Raw genomic sequence first — 19,271 nt, 5'->3', positions numbered from 1 at the left:
GTGTATAAAAAATTGCTATTTTTAGCTAAACTAAAACTTGTTGCTTATTTGCAAACTTCTGAATTTCCGTTGGAAATTCCTCGTTCACAAAATCGCAACTTTTAATACACAACAACGTTGACATTAATTAAAGTGATGTACTTTCCTGAAATAGGTTGACTAAAAATTAAACACTTAATTATAGTCACTTATGAAAACACAAAAACAACCTTGGCGAAAAAAAACGTACGAAAAAGCAACTTTAGAACTCAAATTATTCGTCGTTGACCAAATTCAGAATGGACAGATTTCCACAAACTTTGCTTCCAAAAAATATGATGTTCCTAGAACTACAATTGGGTATTGGATCAAAAAATATAGTACTTTAGTCCAACAAAATACAGGTATGAGTAAATTAGATGAGATTAAAAAACTAAAGGAACGTATTGAAGAATTGGAGTTTGTAAAGGAATTTCAACAAGATATTATTGCTGACATGGAAATCATTACTGGAGTCGATTTGTCAAAAAAGTCGTTGCCCAAAACATTAGCGAAAGAGATAGAACTAAAAAAGAAAAACCGTTTAAAAGAAAATGGTTCTATGAGTGTTTTGGGATTAGTAAACAAGCTTTCTACAAAAGACTCAAAACCCAAGAAAACAAACGACTAAACGATGAAAAAGTCATCGAAATGATACAGGAATATCGAAAATTAGTTGGTATGAGAACTGGCGGAATTAAGTTATATGATGAACTTAAACAAGACTTTATAAAACAAGGTATTAAAATAGGTAGAGACAAGTTGTACGATGTGTTAAGGCTTCACAATTTACTTGTTCCTAGGCTTAAAAACTATGTAACAACAACAAACTCTAATCATCAATTTAGAAAATATAAAAACCTAATTAAAGACCAAGTTCCTACTCGACCAGAACAACTATGGGTAAGCGATATAACATACATTAAAACAGACAATGGACACAATTACCTAGCAATCGTTACAGATGCATATTCTAAGCAAATTATGGGCTATAAATTAGATAACAACATGAAGACATCACTTTGTTCAGAAGCGCTAGAAATGGCTATTAAAAATAGAAAATACCCTGATAAAAAATTAATACATCATTCTGACAGAGGTTTTCAATACTGTAACCCCAAATACACAGCATTTGCAGAAGAAAATGGCATAATGATGAGCATGACAGAACAATATGATCCTTATGAAAACGCAATTGCAGAGCGAATTAATAGAACTTTAAAATATGAATATGGACTTAGAAATTGCATTAAAAACACTGCCATTGCTCAAGAAGTAACAAAACAAGCAGTATATATTTACAACAATTTAAGAACCCATTTTAGCTTAGAATTAAGAAAACCAGCTGAAGTACATTTAAATCCAAACATCAAATACAAATCATATCGAAGAAATAATGTAAATTTGACTGAACTAACAATTTGAAAACAAAACTAGTTCAAAATATTTTTTGCCTTCTAAACGGCTAAAAAAATCTTTTGAACGGTATAAATTAACCTAAAAAAAGGTCAACCTATATCAGTATAATACATGAACCAACTAAAATTCAGACATTTAAAAATTAGTATTATTAACAGAAATTAAAATTATGAAAAAGAAATTACTTTACTTATTTATTGCAATTAGTTCAATCGGTTTTAGCCAAACCTTAGAAAACACTTATACAACGAGTGGATATACAGATAGTGATGAAATATTTTCATCTTTTAATAGTAATGGAGAAATAAAGTATTACACTACTAATTGGTCTAATAATGAAATTAAAATATTTAATTCATCTCACATTCTGGAAAAAACCGTAAATATTACACTTGAAAATGGTTATGAAATGAGGGAAATATATTTACCTTCTGATAAATTATTCAATTCGGACTCAAAAATTGAGTTTATTGTTTCCTCTGTAAGATATTCACCTTATCAAGAAAACCTTACTGTTTATAACGAAGATGGAGATAACATTTTTAACTTTGAGAATTTTATCACATTTAATCTTGTTAAAACTCCACAAAATGAATACAAACTAATAATGTATAAGGATTTAGCTGGTTCAGGTGAAAGCCCAATAACGTTTAGTGTTTATGGTTTATCTGGAACTTTATCAGTAAATCAACAAAATTTATTGAAAAAACAAAAAATGATAAGTTTTCCTAACCCTTCATCGAACAAAATAAACGTTAAAAACCCTTTGAAAAATAACGAAAATGAGAAAATTCAAGTTTTCGACATAAATGGTAGAAAAGTTCTTGAAAAAAAGATAATTGGAAATGGAGAAAATATTCAATTAGATATTTCTGAGTTGAGTAAAGGAATTTATAATTATCGAATTCGTGAATTTGGAAACAAATTTGTGAAAGAATAAAAATAACGAAATGCCAACACCGTGTAAAAAAAATTGCAAAATTATTGCTTAACCAAAATTATTTGCATTTTTGTAAAGTCCTATTTTCCTGCGGAAAATAGCCATTCACTTTAAACGCAACTTTCCATAACACAACAACGTAAGCAAACCTCACTCATAATCTTTAATTCCTTAAAACAAAAAAAGCTCTCTGAAACCAGAGAGCTTTTTTATAGATAAAATCTACAAATAGACTTTACTATTTTTTACTAATAATAGTCAACTCATCTACAATATGTTTTGCATTCGAGTATTTATCTATCAACCAAAGTACATATCTAATATCAACATTAATAGTTCTTTGTAAGTTTGAGTCGAAAATAACATCACCAGCCATTGCTTCAATGTTTCCATCAAAAGCCAAACCTATTAATTCACCTTTTCCGTTTACAACAGGAGAACCTGAGTTACCACCAGTAATATCGTTATCCGTTAAAAAGTTTACAGGTAACTGACCACGCTCATTTGCGTAACGTCCGTAATCTTTCTTTTCATAAATATCTAACATGCTTTGGTCTAAATCAAACTCAGGATCGTTTGGTTTGTATTTTTTAATCATCCCCTGAAAAGTAGTATAATTATTCTCATTCGCATCGTTTCTCTTATCCGCAGGCAAAGCTCTTACTTTACCGTAAGACAATCTTAATGTAGAATTTGCATCAGGATATTTAATATCACTCAAACCAGATTCACGCAATCCTCTTACCAACAATCTAAATGATGCTTTAAAATCATTTTCTGCTTGTACCAAGTTTTCTGGATTCTCTCTATATTTATCTAATAACTGATTAGACAATTGCAATAAAGGATCACTATTTAAGATCGCTTCATTTGGGTATTGTAAATAAGCCGCTACTCCTTCTTTAGAAGTAAACATACTCAACTTAAAAATAGCTTTGATATACGCAGAAAAATCATTGTCGTTTTTCCCACCTACTTCTGCTACCAATTCTGGCAATGAGTAATTAGATTTTGATGCTAACAAACCTAATTGTTTTGCAAAAACCTCTTCCTCTAAAGGCAAGTAAAAATCTTTATAAGAACTCTCTATAAGCGCTTGTAATCTTGGTAACATATTTGCACGCTCTGCTTCATTTGCAGCTGTATATTGCTTTAAAGCACCACCAATTCTATATGGTAAAATAGCAAATTTACTAGAACGCAACATCCCTAATAAGTAGTTGGTTTGTTTTGCTTTTTCGTTGGTTAAGCTATAATAATTATTGATGTTTTCAACAACTTTTCCGTAGGCTTCTTTATTGTCTTTTTTCTTTGCCCATCTTGCAAACTTCGCTTCTACTTTACGCTTCTTTTCAACCGTTTTATGTTCTGTTAAAGCGGTAATCATTCCACCTCTGTTTTTCCAATAGTTGGCAATACCAGCATAAGCAGATGCATACATTAGATTTACAGACTCGTCTGCATTCATGTATTTTTTCATAACATCCATACTTAATTTAGAACCTTCTACCCAAGCAGGATATGCAAATTTTACATTTTGCTCTACTCCTTGTGCAGGCATCCAACGGTTTGTTCTACCAGGATATCCTAAAATCATAGCAAAATCGTTTTCTTTTACACCATCAATATTAACAGGTAAATGATATTTTGCTTTTAAAGGCACATTTGCCTTAGAATATTCTGCTGGTTCTCCGTTTTCATCTGCATAGACTCTAAATAAAGAAAAATCTCCCGTATGTCTTGGCCATTCCCAGTTATCTGTATCTCCACCATATTTACCAACATTTTCTGGAGGTGTACCTACTAAACGAACATCATTATAATCTTCATACACAAAGTAGTAAAACTCATTTCCTTCATAGAAAGAACGTACTGAAACGGTATATTTTCCACCTTCGTTATTTTCTTTTTCAATTTTAGCAATTTCTCTATTAATGATTGCTTCACGTTCTTTTTCACTCATTTTATCATTTACAAGAGATAAAATACGTTTAGAAACATCATCCATTCTTACAAAAAAACGTACATATAAGCTTTCTGGTTTCAATTCTTCTTCTTTAGAACCTGCCCAAAAACCATTTTTTAAGTGATTTTGTTCTGCTGTAGATAATTCTGCAATTGCATTGTAACCACAATGGTGATTTGTTAACACCAACCCGCTTTCTGAAACAATACTTGCTGTACAACCTCCGTTAAATTGTACGATACCATCTTTTAAACTTTGATTGTTAACACTATAAATTTCTTCTGCTGTTAATTGTAATCCCATTTTTTGCATATCACGATGATTTAATCGCTCAATATGCATTAAAAACCACATTCCCTCATCTGCCAATGCTGAAGGAATTGAGACCATAAATACAATAAATGTAATCAGTATTTTTTTCATTTTATCTTGTTTTAAATATAGGATAAAAATACTAAAACTTAGGCTCTTTTTAGAGCAGACAAGTTGTTAAAATATGTTATTTTTCATTCTATTGATAGTCTAAAAATCATCTTTTTTCACCACTTCTATCTCTTTAACTTTTATTTGATCTTCCTTAGAAAAAAACAAATCAAATTATGGCTGTTATACTTGCTGATTTTAAAAAAAAAGGAAAGTTCTAAACGAATATTGAGAACTAAATGAAAAAACTTTTAGACACAAAAAAACGCTTAAAAATTAGAAATAGATTCTATTCTTTAAGCGTTTAATAATCCTATTTTATTTATAAAAACAGCTACTGTTATTCAGGGTTAAAACCTAAAAACAAGTTAGCGAGTCTTAGTCAAATTCCTTCATTTCATCATCATAAAAAGCACCTGCTTTATCCATTAAATCTGCTAACTCTGTAGCAATATCTTCTTCACTTTCTCCTGTTAAATCTTCAAACCACTCTACTTCATCATCTTTTAAGTTGATTAAAAAACGAGGAAACTCTGTGTGTAACACAAAAATATCTTCAGGAAATTTACTGTTATCTGCTAATAAAAATTTAGGTAAAGTCATAATATTTTATTGATTATAGATGCTGTCTGTTCGAGCGCAGTCGAGAACTAATTTATTTATTTTAAGAACCTCTCGACTGCGCTCGAGGGGACACTATTATTTTTTCTCTTTTATCAACTTTAAAGTTAATGAATTAAATCTTATAAATAGTAAAATAGAAGCTGTTGTTAAACCTGCAAGCAAACCTAACCAAATACCAAAACTACCATACATTTCTTCGCTTCCGAAATAATAAGAAACCGGAAAACCGATAACCCAATAAGAAATAAAAGTAAGAATTGTAGGTACCTTAACATCTTGCATACCACGCAAAGCTCCTAAAAAAACAACTTGTATACTGTCTGATATTTGAAAAAAAGCTGCTGCTATTAATAAATTTGAAGCAATAGAAACAACTTCCATATTGTCTATATAATTTGTAGTATCACTTAAATCTACATAAATCATAGGTAAACTTTTATGAAAAATAAAGAAAAGTAATGCAAAAAACACCGCTAACAATACTCCTAATAAAAAGATAGAAAAAGCAATTCTACGCAATTCTTTATAATCTCGTAATCCCTTTTGGTTTCCTACTCTAACCATAGCAGCAACACTTAAACCCGTTGCAACCATAAATGTCATAGAAGATAAGTTTAAGGCTATTTGGTTTGCTGCTTGTGGGTTTTTCCCTAACAAACCACTTAACCAAACTGCTGCTGTAAAAATAGCAACTTCAAAAAGCATTTGCATAGCGCTTAAAGAACCAATATTCACAATTTTTTTTATCGTTAAAACATCTAAAACAAAGAATTTTATATTTCTTACTATTTCTGCAGACCTTTCTTTATAACGCAGTAATAACCATAAGTAAAGCACCATTACAACTCTAGAAACTAACGTACCATACGCTGCACCAATAATCCCCATTTCTGGAAAACCAAATTTCCCAAAAATTAATAAATAGTTTAAAACAATGTTTATAACATTTGCTATTAATGCCGCATACATTGGATATTTCGTCATAGAAAGACCGTCACTAAACTGTTTAATTGCCTGAAAGATAACTAAAGGAATTAGTGAAAAAGCAACCAAATCTAAATACGGAATTGCCAACTCTACCACTTCTTTGGGTTGTTTCATTAAATACATTAAAGGCTTAGAGAAATAGACTCCAGCAAATAAGATTATACCTAAGGTGGTACATAAAAACAAACCACTTTTATACGTAGCTTTTGCTTGTTTAAGATTATCAGATGAATCTGCTTCTGCAATTAAAGGTGTAATAGCTGTAGAAAAACCAATACCTATAGACATGGCGATAAACATAAAACTATTCCCCAAAGAAACCGCAGCTAATTCTGCAGTTCCCATTTGACCAACCATTATATTATCTATAAAACTTACAAATGTATGCCCAAGCATACCTAACATTACTGGTGCTGCAAGCTTCCAATTGTATTTAAATTCTGATGTATATTGAGAAATATTCACGCTTATTGTTCTTTTTACGGAGTGCAAAAATACAACTTGTAATTAGAATAAATCGTTGCTATCTGTAAAATAAAAACACAAAAAATCCACTTTTTTCAAAGCGGATTTTTAATACTAATAAATACCGTTTTTACATTGCTGGTTTTGGCAATAAAACAGCATCAATTACATGTATTACTCCGTTAGATTGGTTTACATCTGCAATAGTAACTTTAGCTTTCCCTCCGTTTTCATCAGAAATATAAACGTTTTTTCCTTTCATCCAAGCAGTAATGGTTCCTCCACTTACTGTTTTAATAGCAGCTTTACCGTTTCCTTTTTTAATTAAGGCTACAATTTCTTTAGCACTCCAATTACCTGCAACAACATGGTATTTTAAAATTGTTTGTAATTTCGCTTTATTTTCTGCCTTTAACAAAGTACTTACGGTACCTTCTGGCAACATATCAAACGCTTTATTTGTAGGTGCAAAAACAGTAAAAGGTCCTTCACTAGTTAATACATCTACTAGCTCTGCTGCTTTTACAGCTGCCACTAATGTAGTATGGTCTTTAGAATTTACGGCATTTTCTACAATATTTTTAGAAGGATACATTTCTGCTCCACCCACCATTTTTGTTTTTTCTTGTGCACTAAAATTTTGACTAATTACTAAACTAAGCATTAAAACTGTTACTTTAAAAAAATTTAAGGTTTTCATAATTTGATATTTAAAATTAATAATAATTTGTGTTCAACATATCTACGAGATTTTTTTAGTTACGGTTTTAAAATAAATTTAAAAATAAAATGAATCACAAGAATATTTCCATAAATAATTTAATTATCATTACTTTTGAAGTTCTAAAAAACATACTAAAAACATACTGAAATGGCAAATATCACATTAAAAGGAAATGCAATAAACACAATAGGTAACTTACCTAAAACAGGAACTAAAGCAGCTGATTTTAAACTAACTGCAGTAGATTTATCTCAAAAAAGTTTATCAGATTTTGCTGGTAAAAAGGTAATTTTAAATATTTTCCCTAGTGTAGATACAGGTACTTGTGCTGCTTCTGTTAGAGAATTTAATAAAAAAGCGGCAGATTTAGAAAATACAGTTGTTTTATGTGTTTCTAAAGATTTACCATTTGCTCAAGCTCGTTTTTGTGGTGCAGAAGGTATTGATAATGTAGTAATGTTATCTGATTTTGCTGATGGTAACTTCGGAAAATCTTACGAATTAGAAATTGCAGATGGTCCTTTAGCACATTTACACTCTAGATCTATTGTTATTATCGATGAAAAAGGAGACGTTGCGTATACAGAGCAAGTTTCTGAAATTGTTGACGAACCTAATTATACAGCTGCTTTAAACGCAATTTAATTTATGAAGAATCCTAATGATAGCTTTATAAGAGGAAGACTTCGTAGTTTTAAGTTTGCCTTAAGAGGTATGTGGCTTTTAATGACTACAGAAGACAGCATAAAAGCACAACTTTTTGTTGCTGTACTTGCTACTATTTTAGGTTTTTATTTTAATATTTCTAATATAGAATGGATGTTTCAGTTTATCGTTATCGGCCTCGTTTTAGTGGCAGAAGCTTTAAACACTGCTATAGAAAAAGTGGCAGATTTTGTACACCCAGATTATCACGAGAAAATAGGTTTTATTAAAGATATAGCTGCAGGCGCACCAAGCTTTGCAGCTTTTACTTCATTAATTATTGCAGGTTTTATATACATCCCTAAAATAACGATCTTATTTTAGTTGATTTTTTTTATTTACTGCTAAAAACGACCAAAAATTATTAATGGCTAAGAGAAGAACAAGTTCAAAAAAACCCTTAAATTCTTCGGAACAAAAACCGAGTATTTTTGCATATTTTAAAACAAGACAAGCAAAGACAATTTTAGGATCTTTCTTAATTTTATTTTCAATTTTTCTTTGTATTGCTTTTATTTCTTTTTTCTTTAATTGGCAAGAAGATCAAAGCATACTTAAAGAATTTGCAGATAAAACAGTTAGAAGTAAAAATTTACTTGGAAAAATTGGCGCTAATTTAAGTAACTTCTTCATCTATTCTGGGGTTGGAATAGCAGCTTTTATAGTCGCATTTCAGATACTTTTAACAGGTTGGTATATCCTTTTTAAAAAGAAATTCTCTTCATTAATAATTTCTTGGAACTGGTCTCTTTTGGTGATGATATGGATTTCTATAACGTTAGGTTTTGCATATGACAAGTACGCTTTGTTATCTGGTGTTATCGGTTATGAAATTAATGAGTTTTTACAAGCATTTATAGGTAAAACTGGTTTGGTCATTCTTTTAACCTTCTTTTTTATTGCTTATTTAGTTTTACGTTATAAAGTTACTTTTGATAAATACATAGAAACCTTAAAAATAAAACGAGAAGAAAGAGAAGCCAGAAAAGCAGAAGAAGCCGTTTTTAATGAAACAACACAAGAAACCGTTACATCTGTAAAAACTGTAGAAAAAACAGAAACGGTACCTTTAAAAAATGATCAGAAAGAAAAATCTGTTGTAGAATTATCTTTAGAAAAAAAACAACCAACAATTTCTAAATATTCTGATGTATCGTCTAAAAAAGAAGAAATTTCTTTAAACACGGAAAAAAGTACAGGACCTGTATTAAAAACTGAAATAGCGAAAGAAGAAGAAAAAGAGGTAGAAATAGATGTAGAGATTGATGTTGCTATTGGAAGAGATGAAGAGCATTCTACAGAAAATTTATCCAATCAATTGGTAAAAGATTTTGGTGAGTTTGACCCTACCCTAGAATTAGGAAATTTCAAATTCCCAACCTTCAACCTGTTAAAACAATACAATGAATCTATTTCTATAGATCCAGAAGAATTAGAGGCTAATAAAGATAGAATTGTAGATACTTTAAAAAACTACAAAATAGGTATTGCAGAAATTAAAGCTACTGTAGGACCAACTATTACCTTATATGAAATTGTACCTGAGGCAGGAATTAGAATTTCTAAAATTAAAAATTTAGAAGATGATATTGCACTGTCTTTATCTGCCTTAGGAATTAGAATTATTGCTCCTATCCCTGGTAAAGGAACCATTGGTATAGAAGTACCTAATAAAAAATCGACCATTGTTTCTATGCATTCTGTAATTTCATCAAAGAAATTTCAAGAATCTACTATGGAATTACCTATTGCTTTAGGTAAAACCATTTCTAATGAAACTTTTGTGGTAGATTTAGCTAAAATGCCTCACTTATTAATGGCAGGTGCAACGGGTCAAGGAAAGTCTGTTGGATTAAATGCAGTTTTAACATCACTTTTATACAAAAAACATCCTGCAGAAGTAAAGTTTATTTTAGTAGATCCAAAGAAAGTCGAACTTACTTTGTTTAATAAAATAGAACGTCATTATTTAGCAAAATTACCAGATGTAGAAGAAGCTATTATTACAGATACGACTAAAGTGGTACATACCTTAAATTCGCTTTGTATAGAGATGGATAATCGTTACGATTTGTTGAAAGCTGCAATGGTTCGTAATATTAAAGAATACAATGCTAAATTTAAACAACGTAAATTAAACCCTAATGACGGACATCAATTTTTACCATACATTGTTTTGGTTATTGATGAGTTTGCCGATTTAATTATGACGGCTGGTAAAGAAGTAGAAACTCCTATTGCACGTTTAGCACAGCTTGCTAGAGCAATTGGTATTCATTTAATTGTTGCAACACAAAGACCTTCTGTAAACGTAATTACAGGTATTATTAAGGCCAATTTCCCTGCAAGAATTGCATTTAGAGTAACCTCTAAAATAGATTCTAGAACAATTTTAGATGCTGGTGGAGCAGATCAATTAATTGGTCGTGGAGATTTACTATATACAGCAGGAAACAATCTTAGTAGAATACAATGTGCCTTTGTAGACACACCAGAAGTTGAAAAAATTACAGATTTTATTGGTTCTCAAAAAGCCTACGCAGAAGCGTATCAATTACCAGAGTACGTAGATGATGAAAGTGGCACGAGTCTTGATATAGATATTTCCGATAGAGACAAACTCTTTAAAGATGCCGCAGAAATTATTGTTACGGCCCAACAAGGATCTGCCTCTCTATTACAAAGGAAATTAAAATTAGGCTATAATAGAGCTGGTAGATTAATAGATCAGTTAGAAGCTGCTGGTATTGTAGGTGGTTTTGAAGGAAGTAAAGCAAGACAAGTCTTAGTTCCAGATTTTATAGCCTTAGAGCAATTATTAGAAAACGAAAAGAACCAATAGTCTCTCGACTACGATCGAGATGATAAGAATTATAATTATGAAAAAAGTAACCATATTATTTTTAAGTTTATTTTTAACAACCATCACTTTTTCTCAAAATGCAGAAAAAGCAAAATCTCTTTTAGATGAAGTTTCTACAACAATGGGAGCTTATAAAAACATGTCTATTAGCTTTAGTCAAACCTTAAGCAACGAAGACGCAGGTATCATGGAAGGCGATGAGCCACCAATTAGAGGAAAAATTGCACTATCCGGAGAAAAATACAGCCTTAATTACTTAGGAAACCAATTTATTTTCGACGGAAAAAAACTGTATGTAATTAATAATGATGAAAAAGAAATTACGGTTACAGATGGTGATATGAGTGGTGATGATGGTTTTATTTACCCTTCTAAATTATTAACTTTTTACAAAGAAGGTTATAATTTTGAAATGGGAAATTTAAAAAACTTAAACGGCAGAAAAATTCAACTAGTTACCTTAAGCCCAATAGATAGTGCTTCTGATATTGTAAAAGTAGAATTGGCAATTGATGCAAAAACAAAGCACATTTATAAATTGATTCAGACAGGTTCTAACGGTTCTAAAACAACCTTTACAATTAATGAATTTAAAAGCAACCAAAACCTGCCTAGTTCGCATTTTTCATTTGATGAAGCAAAATACAAAAAGCTAAACTTCTCAATAGATTAATTATTTTCCAATTAACAGAAATTTAGTAGCTTATTTGAAGATAAGAAACTACTTTTGCCTAGATGAAAATTTTAGATAGATACATCTTAAAAACCTTTTTAGTTCCTTTTATAGCTACGTTTCTAATCGTGCTTTTTGTTTTGGTGATGCAAGTTTTATGGCAAACCTTCGAAAACATTGCTGGTAAAGGAATTAGCTTGCCTTTTATATTAAAATTCTTATACTACTCTACCTTAATTATCACACCACAAGCATTGCCTATTGGAGTCCTTTTATCTTCTATAATGGCATTGGGTACTTTAGGTGAAAACTACGAATTTGCAGCAGCAAAATCTGCAGGTATTTCCTTACAACGTTTGGTTAGACCATTAGTATACTTAACACTAATTCTTAGTGGTATAAACTTTTTATTTTTAAACAATATTTATCCTTATGCCGTATTAAAGCAGAAGAATTTATATTTAAATATTAAAAAGAAACAACCAGCACTTGCATTAGTCGCTGGAAGTTTTAATAGTGATTTACCTGGTTTTCAAATTAAATTTGATGAAAAATTTGATGAAGAAGGTAAAAACGGAAAAGAAGTAAGTTTATTAAAAAAAGTATTAATCTACGATTTAACTGCAGGAAAAGGGAACCAAAAGGTAATTACCGCAGAAAGAGGTAAAATTATATCTGAAGAAGGAAGTCGTTATATGACTTTTATTCTATATGATGGTTATTACTATCAAGAACACGTAAAAACGGCCAAAACGAATTTACAAAGAAAAAAAATGGCGGCATCAAACGCTACCTTTAAAGAATACGAATTTAACATTGATATGTCTTCTGTTACTGGAGATGATGATTTAAGCAAAACAGATCACACTAAAAACTTTATGATGCTTAGTTTAAATCAATTAAGTGACACCATACCCGACTTAAAAGCAAGTTATGATGAAGCTTTATTGCTAAAATCTAAGAACTTATATGCAACAACAGTTGCAAAAGACTTATACCAATACCCAGATTCATTAAAAACAGAGAACATTGATATTGATGTCTTAGAAAATTTTGACTTACAATCTAAAATTAATATTCTAAACTCAGCCACTACAAAAACAGAACGCGCTTTAAGCTCTATTAAAAATGGTCAAACCTCCATTAAATACAAAAGAAAAAATCTAAATTTTTTCGATACGGAGTATTATAATAGAATTTCATTTTCGTTATCTTGTTTAATTCTCTTTTTTATTGGTGCACCCTTAGGTTCAATTATTAGAAAAGGTGGTTTTGGTTTGCCTATGATATTAGCTATTGCTATTTACGTAACCTATTTCTTTAGTAATACTTTTGGTAAAAATTTAGCAGAAGAAAGTAAGGTCACCTCCTTTTTAGGTTCTTGGTCATCTGCTTTTATTATGGTTCCAATTGGTATTATCTTAACACGAAGAGCTACACGAGACAAAGGGATTTTTAATATGGATGCCATTACGCAACCGATTATCAATTTTTTTAAAAAAATATTTACAAAAAAAGAAGCATAAGATATTATGACTGTTCAAAACACTAAAAAAAGTACAGAGTTAAATTCAATTTCAGCAGCAATTGAAGACATAAGAAACGGTAAAATTATTATTGTTGTAGATGATGAAAACAGAGAAAATGAAGGAGATTTTTTAGCTGCAGCAGAAAAAGTGACGCCTGAAATGATTAATTTCATGGCAACACATGGTAGAGGATTAATATGTGCACCTTTAACAGAAAAACGTTGTAAAGAACTAGACTTACACGTTATGGTGAATAACAATACAGACCCAATGGAAACGGCTTTTACGGTTTCTGTAGACTTACGTGGTAAAGGAGTTACAACTGGTATTTCTGCTGGGGATAGAGCTTTAACTATAAAAGCATTAGTAGATAAAGATACTAAATCTTTTGATTTAGCAAGACCTGGTCATATTTTTCCATTAATTGCTAAAGAAGGTGGTGTTTTAAGAAGAACAGGACATACAGAAGCTGCTATAGATTTTGCTCGTTTAGCAGGTTTACAGCCAGCGGGTGTTATTGTAGAAATCATGAACGAGGATGGTACCATGGCTCGTTTACCTCAATTGTTAGAAGTTGCTAAAAAGTTTGATATTAAAATTGTTTCTATAGAAGATTTAGTGGCTTATAGAATGGAGCATGATTCTTTAATTGAAATAAAAGAAGATTTTAATTTACAAACTAGATTTGGAGATTTTAGATTAAGAGCATATCAACAAACTACCAATAACCAAGTTCATATTGCCTTAACAAAAGGTTCTTGGTCTAAAGACGAAGCTATTTTAACTAGAGTAAATTCTACTTTAGTAAATAATGATATTTTAGGAACCTTAACCAATAATGCGGATAAGAAACTAGACCAAATGTTTCAGGTGATTAATGATGAAGGAAAAGGGGCTATTATATTTGTAAACCAACAAAATCAATCTCAAAACTTATTGAGTAGATTGTCTACTTTAAAAGAGAATCAAAAAAACGGAAATATCAAAGCTCCAGAAATTAAAATGGACAACAAAGATTTCGGAATTGGTGCTCAAATTTTACATGATTTAAACATTCGTCAATTAAAATTAATTACAAATACACAACAAACTAAACGTGTTGGTATGATTGGTTATGGTTTAGAGATTGTAGATTATGTAGGGTACTAATACCTTTACCCTATTTAAAAATCAACATTTTTTAAATATTTTTTTTGAAATCAAATATCCTCTAGGCGCAACCTAGAGGATATTTGATTTTCATTAAAATAAGTCAAATGTTAATTAAAGTTAATAAAACATACTACTTAGTATTTTTTATTAACTTTGATTTATGTTACAAAAACAAAAGTCGGAATTTACCAAACAATTAATTCTCGATGAATCCTTTAAATTATTTTACAAAGACGGTTTTAAAACAACCAGTGTCGATAAAATAATGGTAAAAACTCAACTTACCAAAGGTGCTTTCTATCACCATTACAAAAACAAAAAAGAATTAGGTCTTGCTGTTATTAAGCTTAAAATTCAAAAAAGAGTTTATGATGGAATGATCTCTCCACTTTACAACTCTGGCAATGCCATTGATCTCTTAAAACAGACTTTTTTAGAGAGAATTAAATCTTTCCCTTTAGATGAAAAGCAATCTGGCTGCCCAATGAATAACTTTATAAATGAAGTTGGAGACTCTGAAAAAATCTATCAAATTGCTTTAAAAAATATTATTGAAGAATGGAAATCTGCATTGATACATTTAATTGAAAGAGGGAAAAATGAAAATAGTATTTTGCAATCCATTTCCAGTGAAGCTACAGCTATTTATTTAATTAGTGCTTTTGAAGGCATTAGAGGCATACGAAAGCTATATGACAATGATAAAATTCTTGACCAATACACGTTAGGTTTATCTGCCTATATCAATCAAATTAAAGTCTAATTTATTTTCATAAAAAACATACCACATAGTATCTTTTAATAATAATTAAAAAAAAATTAAAAAAATGAAACTAAAAAATAAAGTAGTTATTATAACAGGTTCTTCTAAAGGAATCGGAAAAGAGATGGCAATATTATTCGCAGAAAATAAAGCTAAAGTAATTGTAAATTACTCTAGTAGTGAAGCTGAAGCGAATGAGACCGTAAAAACAATAATCGCCAACGGCGGGGAAGCAATAGCTATAAAAGCAGATGTTAGTGTCAGAAAAGAAGTAACACATCTATTTGATAAAACCATTGAGGTTTATGGCAAAATAGATGTTCTAGTTAACAATGCAGGTGTTATGAAATCTAAAAAATTAAAAGACATTACCGAACAAGATTTCGACACTCATTTTAACGTAAATGTAAAAGGCTTGTATAATACTTTACAAGAAGCAGAAAGTAAACTTGCTGATAATGGTAATATCATTAACATCTCTTCTAGTACCGTAAAATTAATGTTACCAACATACGCCATTTATTCTGCAACAAAAGCAGCAGTAGAACAAATATCACGTGTGTTTTCTAAAGAAATCGGTAGAGGAATTTCTGTAAATGCATTAGCTCCTGGACCAACTGAAACCGAATTATTTTTAAAAGGAAAATCAACAGAATTTATAGAACAATTAAGTTCTATGAACGCTTTTAACAGATTAGCAAAACCTATAGATATTGCTAGAGTCGCATTATTTTTAGCAAGCGATGATTCTAAATGGGTTTCTGGTCAAGTTATTGGTGCAAACGGAGCCATGGTATAAAATAATTAAAATTTAATTAATCCCCCACTTTTTAATTCTATTGGCTGCTTATTTTGTTCAAACAAACGGGCAGTCAATTTACCTCTTAAAAAAATATCATCATTAATAACTTCTAACCAACTTCCTTCTCGCAGACCTAAAACTGCAGTTTCATTAAAAACATGAAACTCTTTGATACGTGTTTCTCTTGTTTCTCCCATGTGAGTAGAACCTTCAATAGGATCTAAATAATGCGCATTTATATTAAAAGGAATACATCCTAAAGTTGTAAAACTAGGAGGATACACAATTGGCATATCATTGGTATTCTTCATATTTATACCACAAATATTACTACCGGCACTTGTACCTAAGTACGGCGTACCGTTATCTAACACTTGCTTTAAAGTTGATAATACATCGTTTTTGTACAATTGATTGACCAACTCAAAAGTATTTCCTCCTCCAGTAAAAACAGCTTCAGAATTTTGAATTGCTTCTTTAGCATTGTCAAATTCATGGATTCCTTTTACATCAATATTAATATTTGAAAAAGCATTTTTTGCTATTGTAGTATACTCGTCATAACTAATTCCGCTTGGTCTTGCATACGGAATAAATAGTAATTGTTTTACTTCCTTAAAATGTGTTTTTAAAGTGGGTAATAAATATTCTAAATAGCTACTTCCGTGTACTGTTGATGTACTTGCAATAATCATTTTTTTCATAGTCCAAAAATAAGAATTTAACTATTCATTTTAACACAAGTTTACAATTCTCTTAATAGAGTTTTAAGACACCTACTTCTTTACTTTGTATTAATGTCAAAAGCGATTACTTTTCTTGCCTTTTTTATAAGTTTTCTATCCTTAGAAGCTCAAGAAAAAAGAACTAACCTAACTGGTAAAACTGTTTTAGATAGTTTGGCTATTCCAGATGTTCATGTCATTAACCAAAATACAAGTATTGGTACGATTACCAATACCAATGGTTTTTTTGAAATACCTGTTAAAGTAGGAGATACTTTATATTACTCTCATTTAAAATATATAGACAAGCATATTATTATTACAAACAAAATGCTTTCAACCAAAAGAATAAGCATTCCATTAGAAGAAGAAACGGTTGTTTTAAAAGAAATGGTATTAGAGAAACAACGTAGTATTTTTTACCAAGATCCAGAAATACTGCAAAATAATGGTATCGTCGTAGACGCAAAATCCTTAAATTTACCCTATGCTAATGTAAAAGCAAAGGAAGATAAATCTATCGTAAAATTTCAATCTGGAGCTTCTGTTAATTTAGACAATTTAATAAATATATTAAACGGAAATGCAAAAAGAGAAAAACAACTAAAGGAAATGGCTTTAGAAGATACGGAACTTAAAAAAGTAAGAGACTATTTTACTGATGACTTTTTTATCACAGATTTAAAAATTGAAAAAATATATATCAATCAGTTTTTAAATGATTGTATAGATAAAAATATCATTCGAATTTTTAAGAGAGAAAACAAATTAGATGTGCTTAAGTTATTAATGAGAGAAAGCAAACTATTTCCTAAACGAATAGTTGACGAAGAGCTCTACTTAACGAACCAATAACCCTATTGAATGGAAAAAAAACTACTTACTATTTTCTTATTTGTTATAACACTCCCCTCTTTGTCCCAAAATAATGGGACGTTAATTTCTAGTAGAATTTTAGATTCTCTTGGCATTGTAAAAAATGCAAATATTATCAACCTAAATACCAATCAAGGTACATTTTCTTCGGATGCTGGGCGTTTTCAAATCTATGCTAAAAAAGGAGATACTTTAAGAATTTCATCCATACAACACATCACCCAAAAGATAAAGATTACTCAGCAGATTATAGAAAATAAAGCGCTTATTATTATACTAAAACCCAATACCTATGTTTTGGATGCATTCGAATTAAAAAGACATGACTTAATTGGTAGATTGGCGGTAGATGTTAAAAGCATACCTACTGAAGAAAAATACGCTTTATTAAAAAGTAATATGGATTTTTCTAATGTAGACTTCTCGTTAAAAGATCATAGAATTGATGCTAATGATAGAGCAAAATCTAAAGTGGTAAATACCGTTGCTAATTCTTACTCAGGACTTAATGCTGCTGGACTAATTGGAAGTCTTTTTTCTTCTAAAAAATTCGAAAAAACACAATTACTAGACGCAAAGTTAGATCGTAAAAAAGCATTGGGAAATAAAATATTACTAGAACTTGGTGAAGATTTTTTCTTTGAAAAATTAAAAATCCCTAAGGAAAAATATTATCATTTTTTAGATTATTGTAATTATTTAGATCTCGATAAAATATATAACGAAAATAAAGTTTTAAAACTTATAGAAATATTTCAGAAAGAAAGTGTTCCGTATTTAGAAATCATAAAAGAAGAATAAAACAGCTGTGCATGGAAAAAAATCTACTTCAATTTTTATTATTTTTTGTAACATGCACCTCTTTATCCCAAGAAAGGCAAACCTTAATTTCAGGTAAAGTTGTAGACTCTTTGGGTACTGTCAAGAATGTGAACATCATCAACCTAAAAACTAATAAAGGGACTTTTTCTTCGGATGATGGAGTGTTTAGAATCTATGCTAAAGAAGGAGATTCTTTACAAGTTTCGTCTGTGCAGCATATTACCAGAAAACTAAGAATAAGCAAAGAGATTATCAACAATAAATTTATTACCATTAGATTGGGTACAAATACGTTTGTTTTAGATGAATTTGAATTAAAAAAGCATCATTTAATAGGAAGGTTAGGTGTCGATATAAAAGAGGTACCAACAGATAGAAAAGATTCTTTATTACAAAAAAACTTAGATTTTTCTAAAGTTAATTTTAAACTCGTAGACACAAGAATTGATGCAAATATAAGAATGAAACCTTCAATTGTTAACACAGTTGCAAATTCATTTGGTGGTGGTGGCGGCAGCGCATCAATTCCTTTTAAATTTAAAGACCTACTATTACGTAAAGAGTTGAATCGTAAAAAAGCAGTTCCAGATAAAATACTAATAGAACTGGGTGAATCATTTTTCTTTGAAGAATTAAAAATCCCGAAAGACAATTACTTTCATTTTCTAGAATACTGTAATCCTTTAGGCATAGAACGCCTTCATAAAGAAGGTAAGATTTTAGAACTCATCAAAATTTTTAAGAAAGAAAGTGTGCCTTATTTACAAATCATAAAAAAAGAATAAATTATTTTTC

At 30.2% G+C, this 19,271-nt stretch carries 19 protein-coding genes; 14 read left to right on the top strand and 5 right to left on the bottom strand.

Annotation, left to right across the window (positions count from 1 at the left end; all coding sequences use genetic code 11):
• Positions 1-190 precede the first annotated feature (190 nt).
• From H0I29_RS12845 to H0I29_RS12835, 3 genes are all read left to right on the top strand, one after another.
• Complete coding sequence (locus H0I29_RS12845; RefSeq protein WP_025566198.1) at positions 191-649, top strand: helix-turn-helix domain-containing protein; 459 nt, start codon at positions 191-193, stop codon at positions 647-649.
• Positions 595-1,443 carry an IS3 family transposase gene (locus H0I29_RS12840; RefSeq protein WP_254712738.1) on the top strand — a complete coding sequence of 283 codons (849 nt, stop codon included), beginning with the start codon at positions 595-597 and terminating at the stop codon, positions 1,441-1,443. Before H0I29_RS12845 ends, H0I29_RS12840 begins: the two co-directional genes overlap by 55 nt.
• 163 nt (positions 1,444-1,606) lie before the next feature.
• Entirely contained in the window at positions 1,607-2,377 is a 771-nt protein-coding gene (locus H0I29_RS12835; RefSeq protein WP_218733062.1) for a T9SS type A sorting domain-containing protein, read from the top strand.
• Between the two features lie 238 nt (positions 2,378-2,615).
• Here H0I29_RS12835 and H0I29_RS12830 read toward each other — a convergent pair whose 3' ends face one another.
• From H0I29_RS12830 to H0I29_RS12815, 4 genes are all read right to left on the bottom strand, one after another.
• Positions 2,616-4,766, bottom strand: a complete 2,151-nt coding sequence (locus H0I29_RS12830; RefSeq protein WP_218752662.1) for a S46 family peptidase — start codon at positions 4,764-4,766, stop codon at positions 2,616-2,618.
• 378 nt (positions 4,767-5,144) lie between these two features.
• The gene (locus H0I29_RS12825; protein ID WP_068449935.1) at positions 5,145-5,369 is read right to left on the bottom strand and encodes a hypothetical protein; all 225 of its coding nucleotides are present in this window, start codon (positions 5,367-5,369) and stop codon (positions 5,145-5,147) included.
• 96 nt (positions 5,370-5,465) lie between these two features.
• Positions 5,466-6,842 (bottom strand): MATE family efflux transporter, encoded by a 1,377-nt coding sequence (locus tag H0I29_RS12820; RefSeq protein WP_218752660.1) that lies wholly within the window; start codon positions 6,840-6,842, stop codon positions 5,466-5,468.
• A gap of 130 nt (positions 6,843-6,972) precedes the next feature.
• Entirely contained in the window at positions 6,973-7,542 is a 570-nt protein-coding gene (locus H0I29_RS12815; protein ID WP_218752658.1) for a fasciclin domain-containing protein, read from the bottom strand.
• Positions 7,543-7,713: 171 nt separating this feature from the next.
• Between H0I29_RS12815 and tpx the strand changes: the two genes are divergently transcribed.
• From tpx to H0I29_RS12775, 8 genes are all read left to right on the top strand, one after another.
• Positions 7,714-8,211 (top strand): thiol peroxidase, encoded by a 498-nt coding sequence (gene tpx / locus H0I29_RS12810; RefSeq protein ID WP_218752657.1) that lies wholly within the window; start codon positions 7,714-7,716, stop codon positions 8,209-8,211.
• A 3-nt stretch (positions 8,212-8,214) separates the two neighbouring features.
• Positions 8,215-8,595: a diacylglycerol kinase family protein gene (locus tag H0I29_RS12805; protein WP_218733057.1), complete on the top strand. Its 381-nt coding sequence runs from the start codon at positions 8,215-8,217 to the stop codon at positions 8,593-8,595.
• Positions 8,596-8,638: 43 nt separating this feature from the next.
• Entirely contained in the window at positions 8,639-11,113 is a 2,475-nt protein-coding gene (locus H0I29_RS12800; protein WP_218752655.1) for a DNA translocase FtsK, read from the top strand.
• A gap of 37 nt (positions 11,114-11,150) precedes the next feature.
• Positions 11,151-11,807: an outer membrane lipoprotein carrier protein LolA gene (locus H0I29_RS12795; RefSeq protein ID WP_218733055.1), complete on the top strand. Its 657-nt coding sequence runs from the start codon at positions 11,151-11,153 to the stop codon at positions 11,805-11,807.
• Between the two features lie 62 nt (positions 11,808-11,869).
• Complete coding sequence (locus H0I29_RS12790) at positions 11,870-13,333, top strand: LptF/LptG family permease (RefSeq protein ID WP_218752654.1); 1,464 nt, start codon at positions 11,870-11,872, stop codon at positions 13,331-13,333.
• A 6-nt stretch (positions 13,334-13,339) separates the two neighbouring features.
• On the top strand, positions 13,340-14,485 hold the full coding sequence (gene ribB, locus H0I29_RS12785; protein ID WP_218733053.1) for a 3,4-dihydroxy-2-butanone-4-phosphate synthase: 1,146 nt from the start codon (positions 13,340-13,342) through the stop codon (positions 14,483-14,485).
• Positions 14,486-14,648: 163 nt separating this feature from the next.
• A complete protein-coding gene (locus H0I29_RS12780; RefSeq protein ID WP_218752653.1) occupies positions 14,649-15,251 on the top strand; it encodes a TetR/AcrR family transcriptional regulator in 603 nt (200 codons plus the stop codon).
• A 64-nt stretch (positions 15,252-15,315) separates the two neighbouring features.
• Positions 15,316-16,050, top strand: coding sequence for an SDR family oxidoreductase (locus H0I29_RS12775; RefSeq protein ID WP_218733051.1), 735 nt, complete (start codon positions 15,316-15,318; stop codon positions 16,048-16,050).
• Positions 16,051-16,055: 5 nt separating this feature from the next.
• On the opposite strand, the gene pepE is transcribed toward H0I29_RS12775, so the two are convergent.
• Entirely contained in the window at positions 16,056-16,757 is a 702-nt protein-coding gene (pepE, locus tag H0I29_RS12770; RefSeq protein ID WP_218733050.1) for a dipeptidase PepE, read from the bottom strand.
• Positions 16,758-16,850: 93 nt separating this feature from the next.
• Between pepE and H0I29_RS12765 the strand changes: the two genes are divergently transcribed.
• From H0I29_RS12765 to H0I29_RS12755, 3 genes are read left to right on the top strand one after another with little or no spacing between them, the layout of a single operon-like run.
• Complete coding sequence (locus H0I29_RS12765) at positions 16,851-17,633, top strand: carboxypeptidase-like regulatory domain-containing protein (RefSeq protein ID WP_218752652.1); 783 nt, start codon at positions 16,851-16,853, stop codon at positions 17,631-17,633.
• Between the two features lie 9 nt (positions 17,634-17,642).
• Positions 17,643-18,455 carry a carboxypeptidase-like regulatory domain-containing protein gene (locus H0I29_RS12760; protein WP_218752651.1) on the top strand — a complete coding sequence of 271 codons (813 nt, stop codon included), beginning with the start codon at positions 17,643-17,645 and terminating at the stop codon, positions 18,453-18,455.
• A gap of 11 nt (positions 18,456-18,466) precedes the next feature.
• A complete protein-coding gene (locus H0I29_RS12755; RefSeq protein WP_218752649.1) occupies positions 18,467-19,261 on the top strand; it encodes a carboxypeptidase-like regulatory domain-containing protein in 795 nt (264 codons plus the stop codon).
• Positions 19,262-19,271 lie beyond the last annotated feature (10 nt).

This window comes from Polaribacter sp. R2A056_3_33, from assembly GCF_019278485.1.
Classification (GTDB): Bacteria; Bacteroidota; Bacteroidia; order Flavobacteriales; family Flavobacteriaceae; genus Polaribacter.
Note: the sequence above shows the minus strand (reverse complement) of the source record. Positions and strands in the feature narration are given on the sequence as shown.

What these genes read in the sequence shown, in the direction of transcription:
- pepE (WP_218733050.1), bottom strand. Translation starts at nt 16,757, where the DNA reads ATGAAAAAAATGATTATTGCAAGTACATCAACAGTACACGGAAGTAGC.
- H0I29_RS12780 (WP_218752653.1), top strand. Translation starts at nt 14,649, where the DNA reads ATGTTACAAAAACAAAAGTCGGAATTTACCAAACAATTAATTCTCGAT.
- H0I29_RS12800 (WP_218752655.1), top strand. Translation starts at nt 8,639, where the DNA reads ATGGCTAAGAGAAGAACAAGTTCAAAAAAACCCTTAAATTCTTCGGAA.
- H0I29_RS12775 (WP_218733051.1), top strand. Translation starts at nt 15,316, where the DNA reads ATGAAACTAAAAAATAAAGTAGTTATTATAACAGGTTCTTCTAAAGGA.
- H0I29_RS12755 (WP_218752649.1), top strand. Translation starts at nt 18,467, where the DNA reads ATGGAAAAAAATCTACTTCAATTTTTATTATTTTTTGTAACATGCACC.
- H0I29_RS12795 (WP_218733055.1), top strand. Translation starts at nt 11,151, where the DNA reads ATGAAAAAAGTAACCATATTATTTTTAAGTTTATTTTTAACAACCATC.
- H0I29_RS12805 (WP_218733057.1), top strand. Translation starts at nt 8,215, where the DNA reads ATGAAGAATCCTAATGATAGCTTTATAAGAGGAAGACTTCGTAGTTTT.
- H0I29_RS12825 (WP_068449935.1), bottom strand. Translation starts at nt 5,369, where the DNA reads ATGACTTTACCTAAATTTTTATTAGCAGATAACAGTAAATTTCCTGAA.
- H0I29_RS12830 (WP_218752662.1), bottom strand. Translation starts at nt 4,766, where the DNA reads ATGAAAAAAATACTGATTACATTTATTGTATTTATGGTCTCAATTCCT.
- ribB (WP_218733053.1), top strand. Translation starts at nt 13,340, where the DNA reads ATGACTGTTCAAAACACTAAAAAAAGTACAGAGTTAAATTCAATTTCA.
- H0I29_RS12760 (WP_218752651.1), top strand. Translation starts at nt 17,643, where the DNA reads ATGGAAAAAAAACTACTTACTATTTTCTTATTTGTTATAACACTCCCC.
- H0I29_RS12845 (WP_025566198.1), top strand. Translation starts at nt 191, where the DNA reads ATGAAAACACAAAAACAACCTTGGCGAAAAAAAACGTACGAAAAAGCA.
- H0I29_RS12815 (WP_218752658.1), bottom strand. Translation starts at nt 7,542, where the DNA reads ATGAAAACCTTAAATTTTTTTAAAGTAACAGTTTTAATGCTTAGTTTA.
- tpx (WP_218752657.1), top strand. Translation starts at nt 7,714, where the DNA reads ATGGCAAATATCACATTAAAAGGAAATGCAATAAACACAATAGGTAAC.
- H0I29_RS12765 (WP_218752652.1), top strand. Translation starts at nt 16,851, where the DNA reads ATGTCAAAAGCGATTACTTTTCTTGCCTTTTTTATAAGTTTTCTATCC.
- H0I29_RS12835 (WP_218733062.1), top strand. Translation starts at nt 1,607, where the DNA reads ATGAAAAAGAAATTACTTTACTTATTTATTGCAATTAGTTCAATCGGT.
- H0I29_RS12790 (WP_218752654.1), top strand. Translation starts at nt 11,870, where the DNA reads ATGAAAATTTTAGATAGATACATCTTAAAAACCTTTTTAGTTCCTTTT.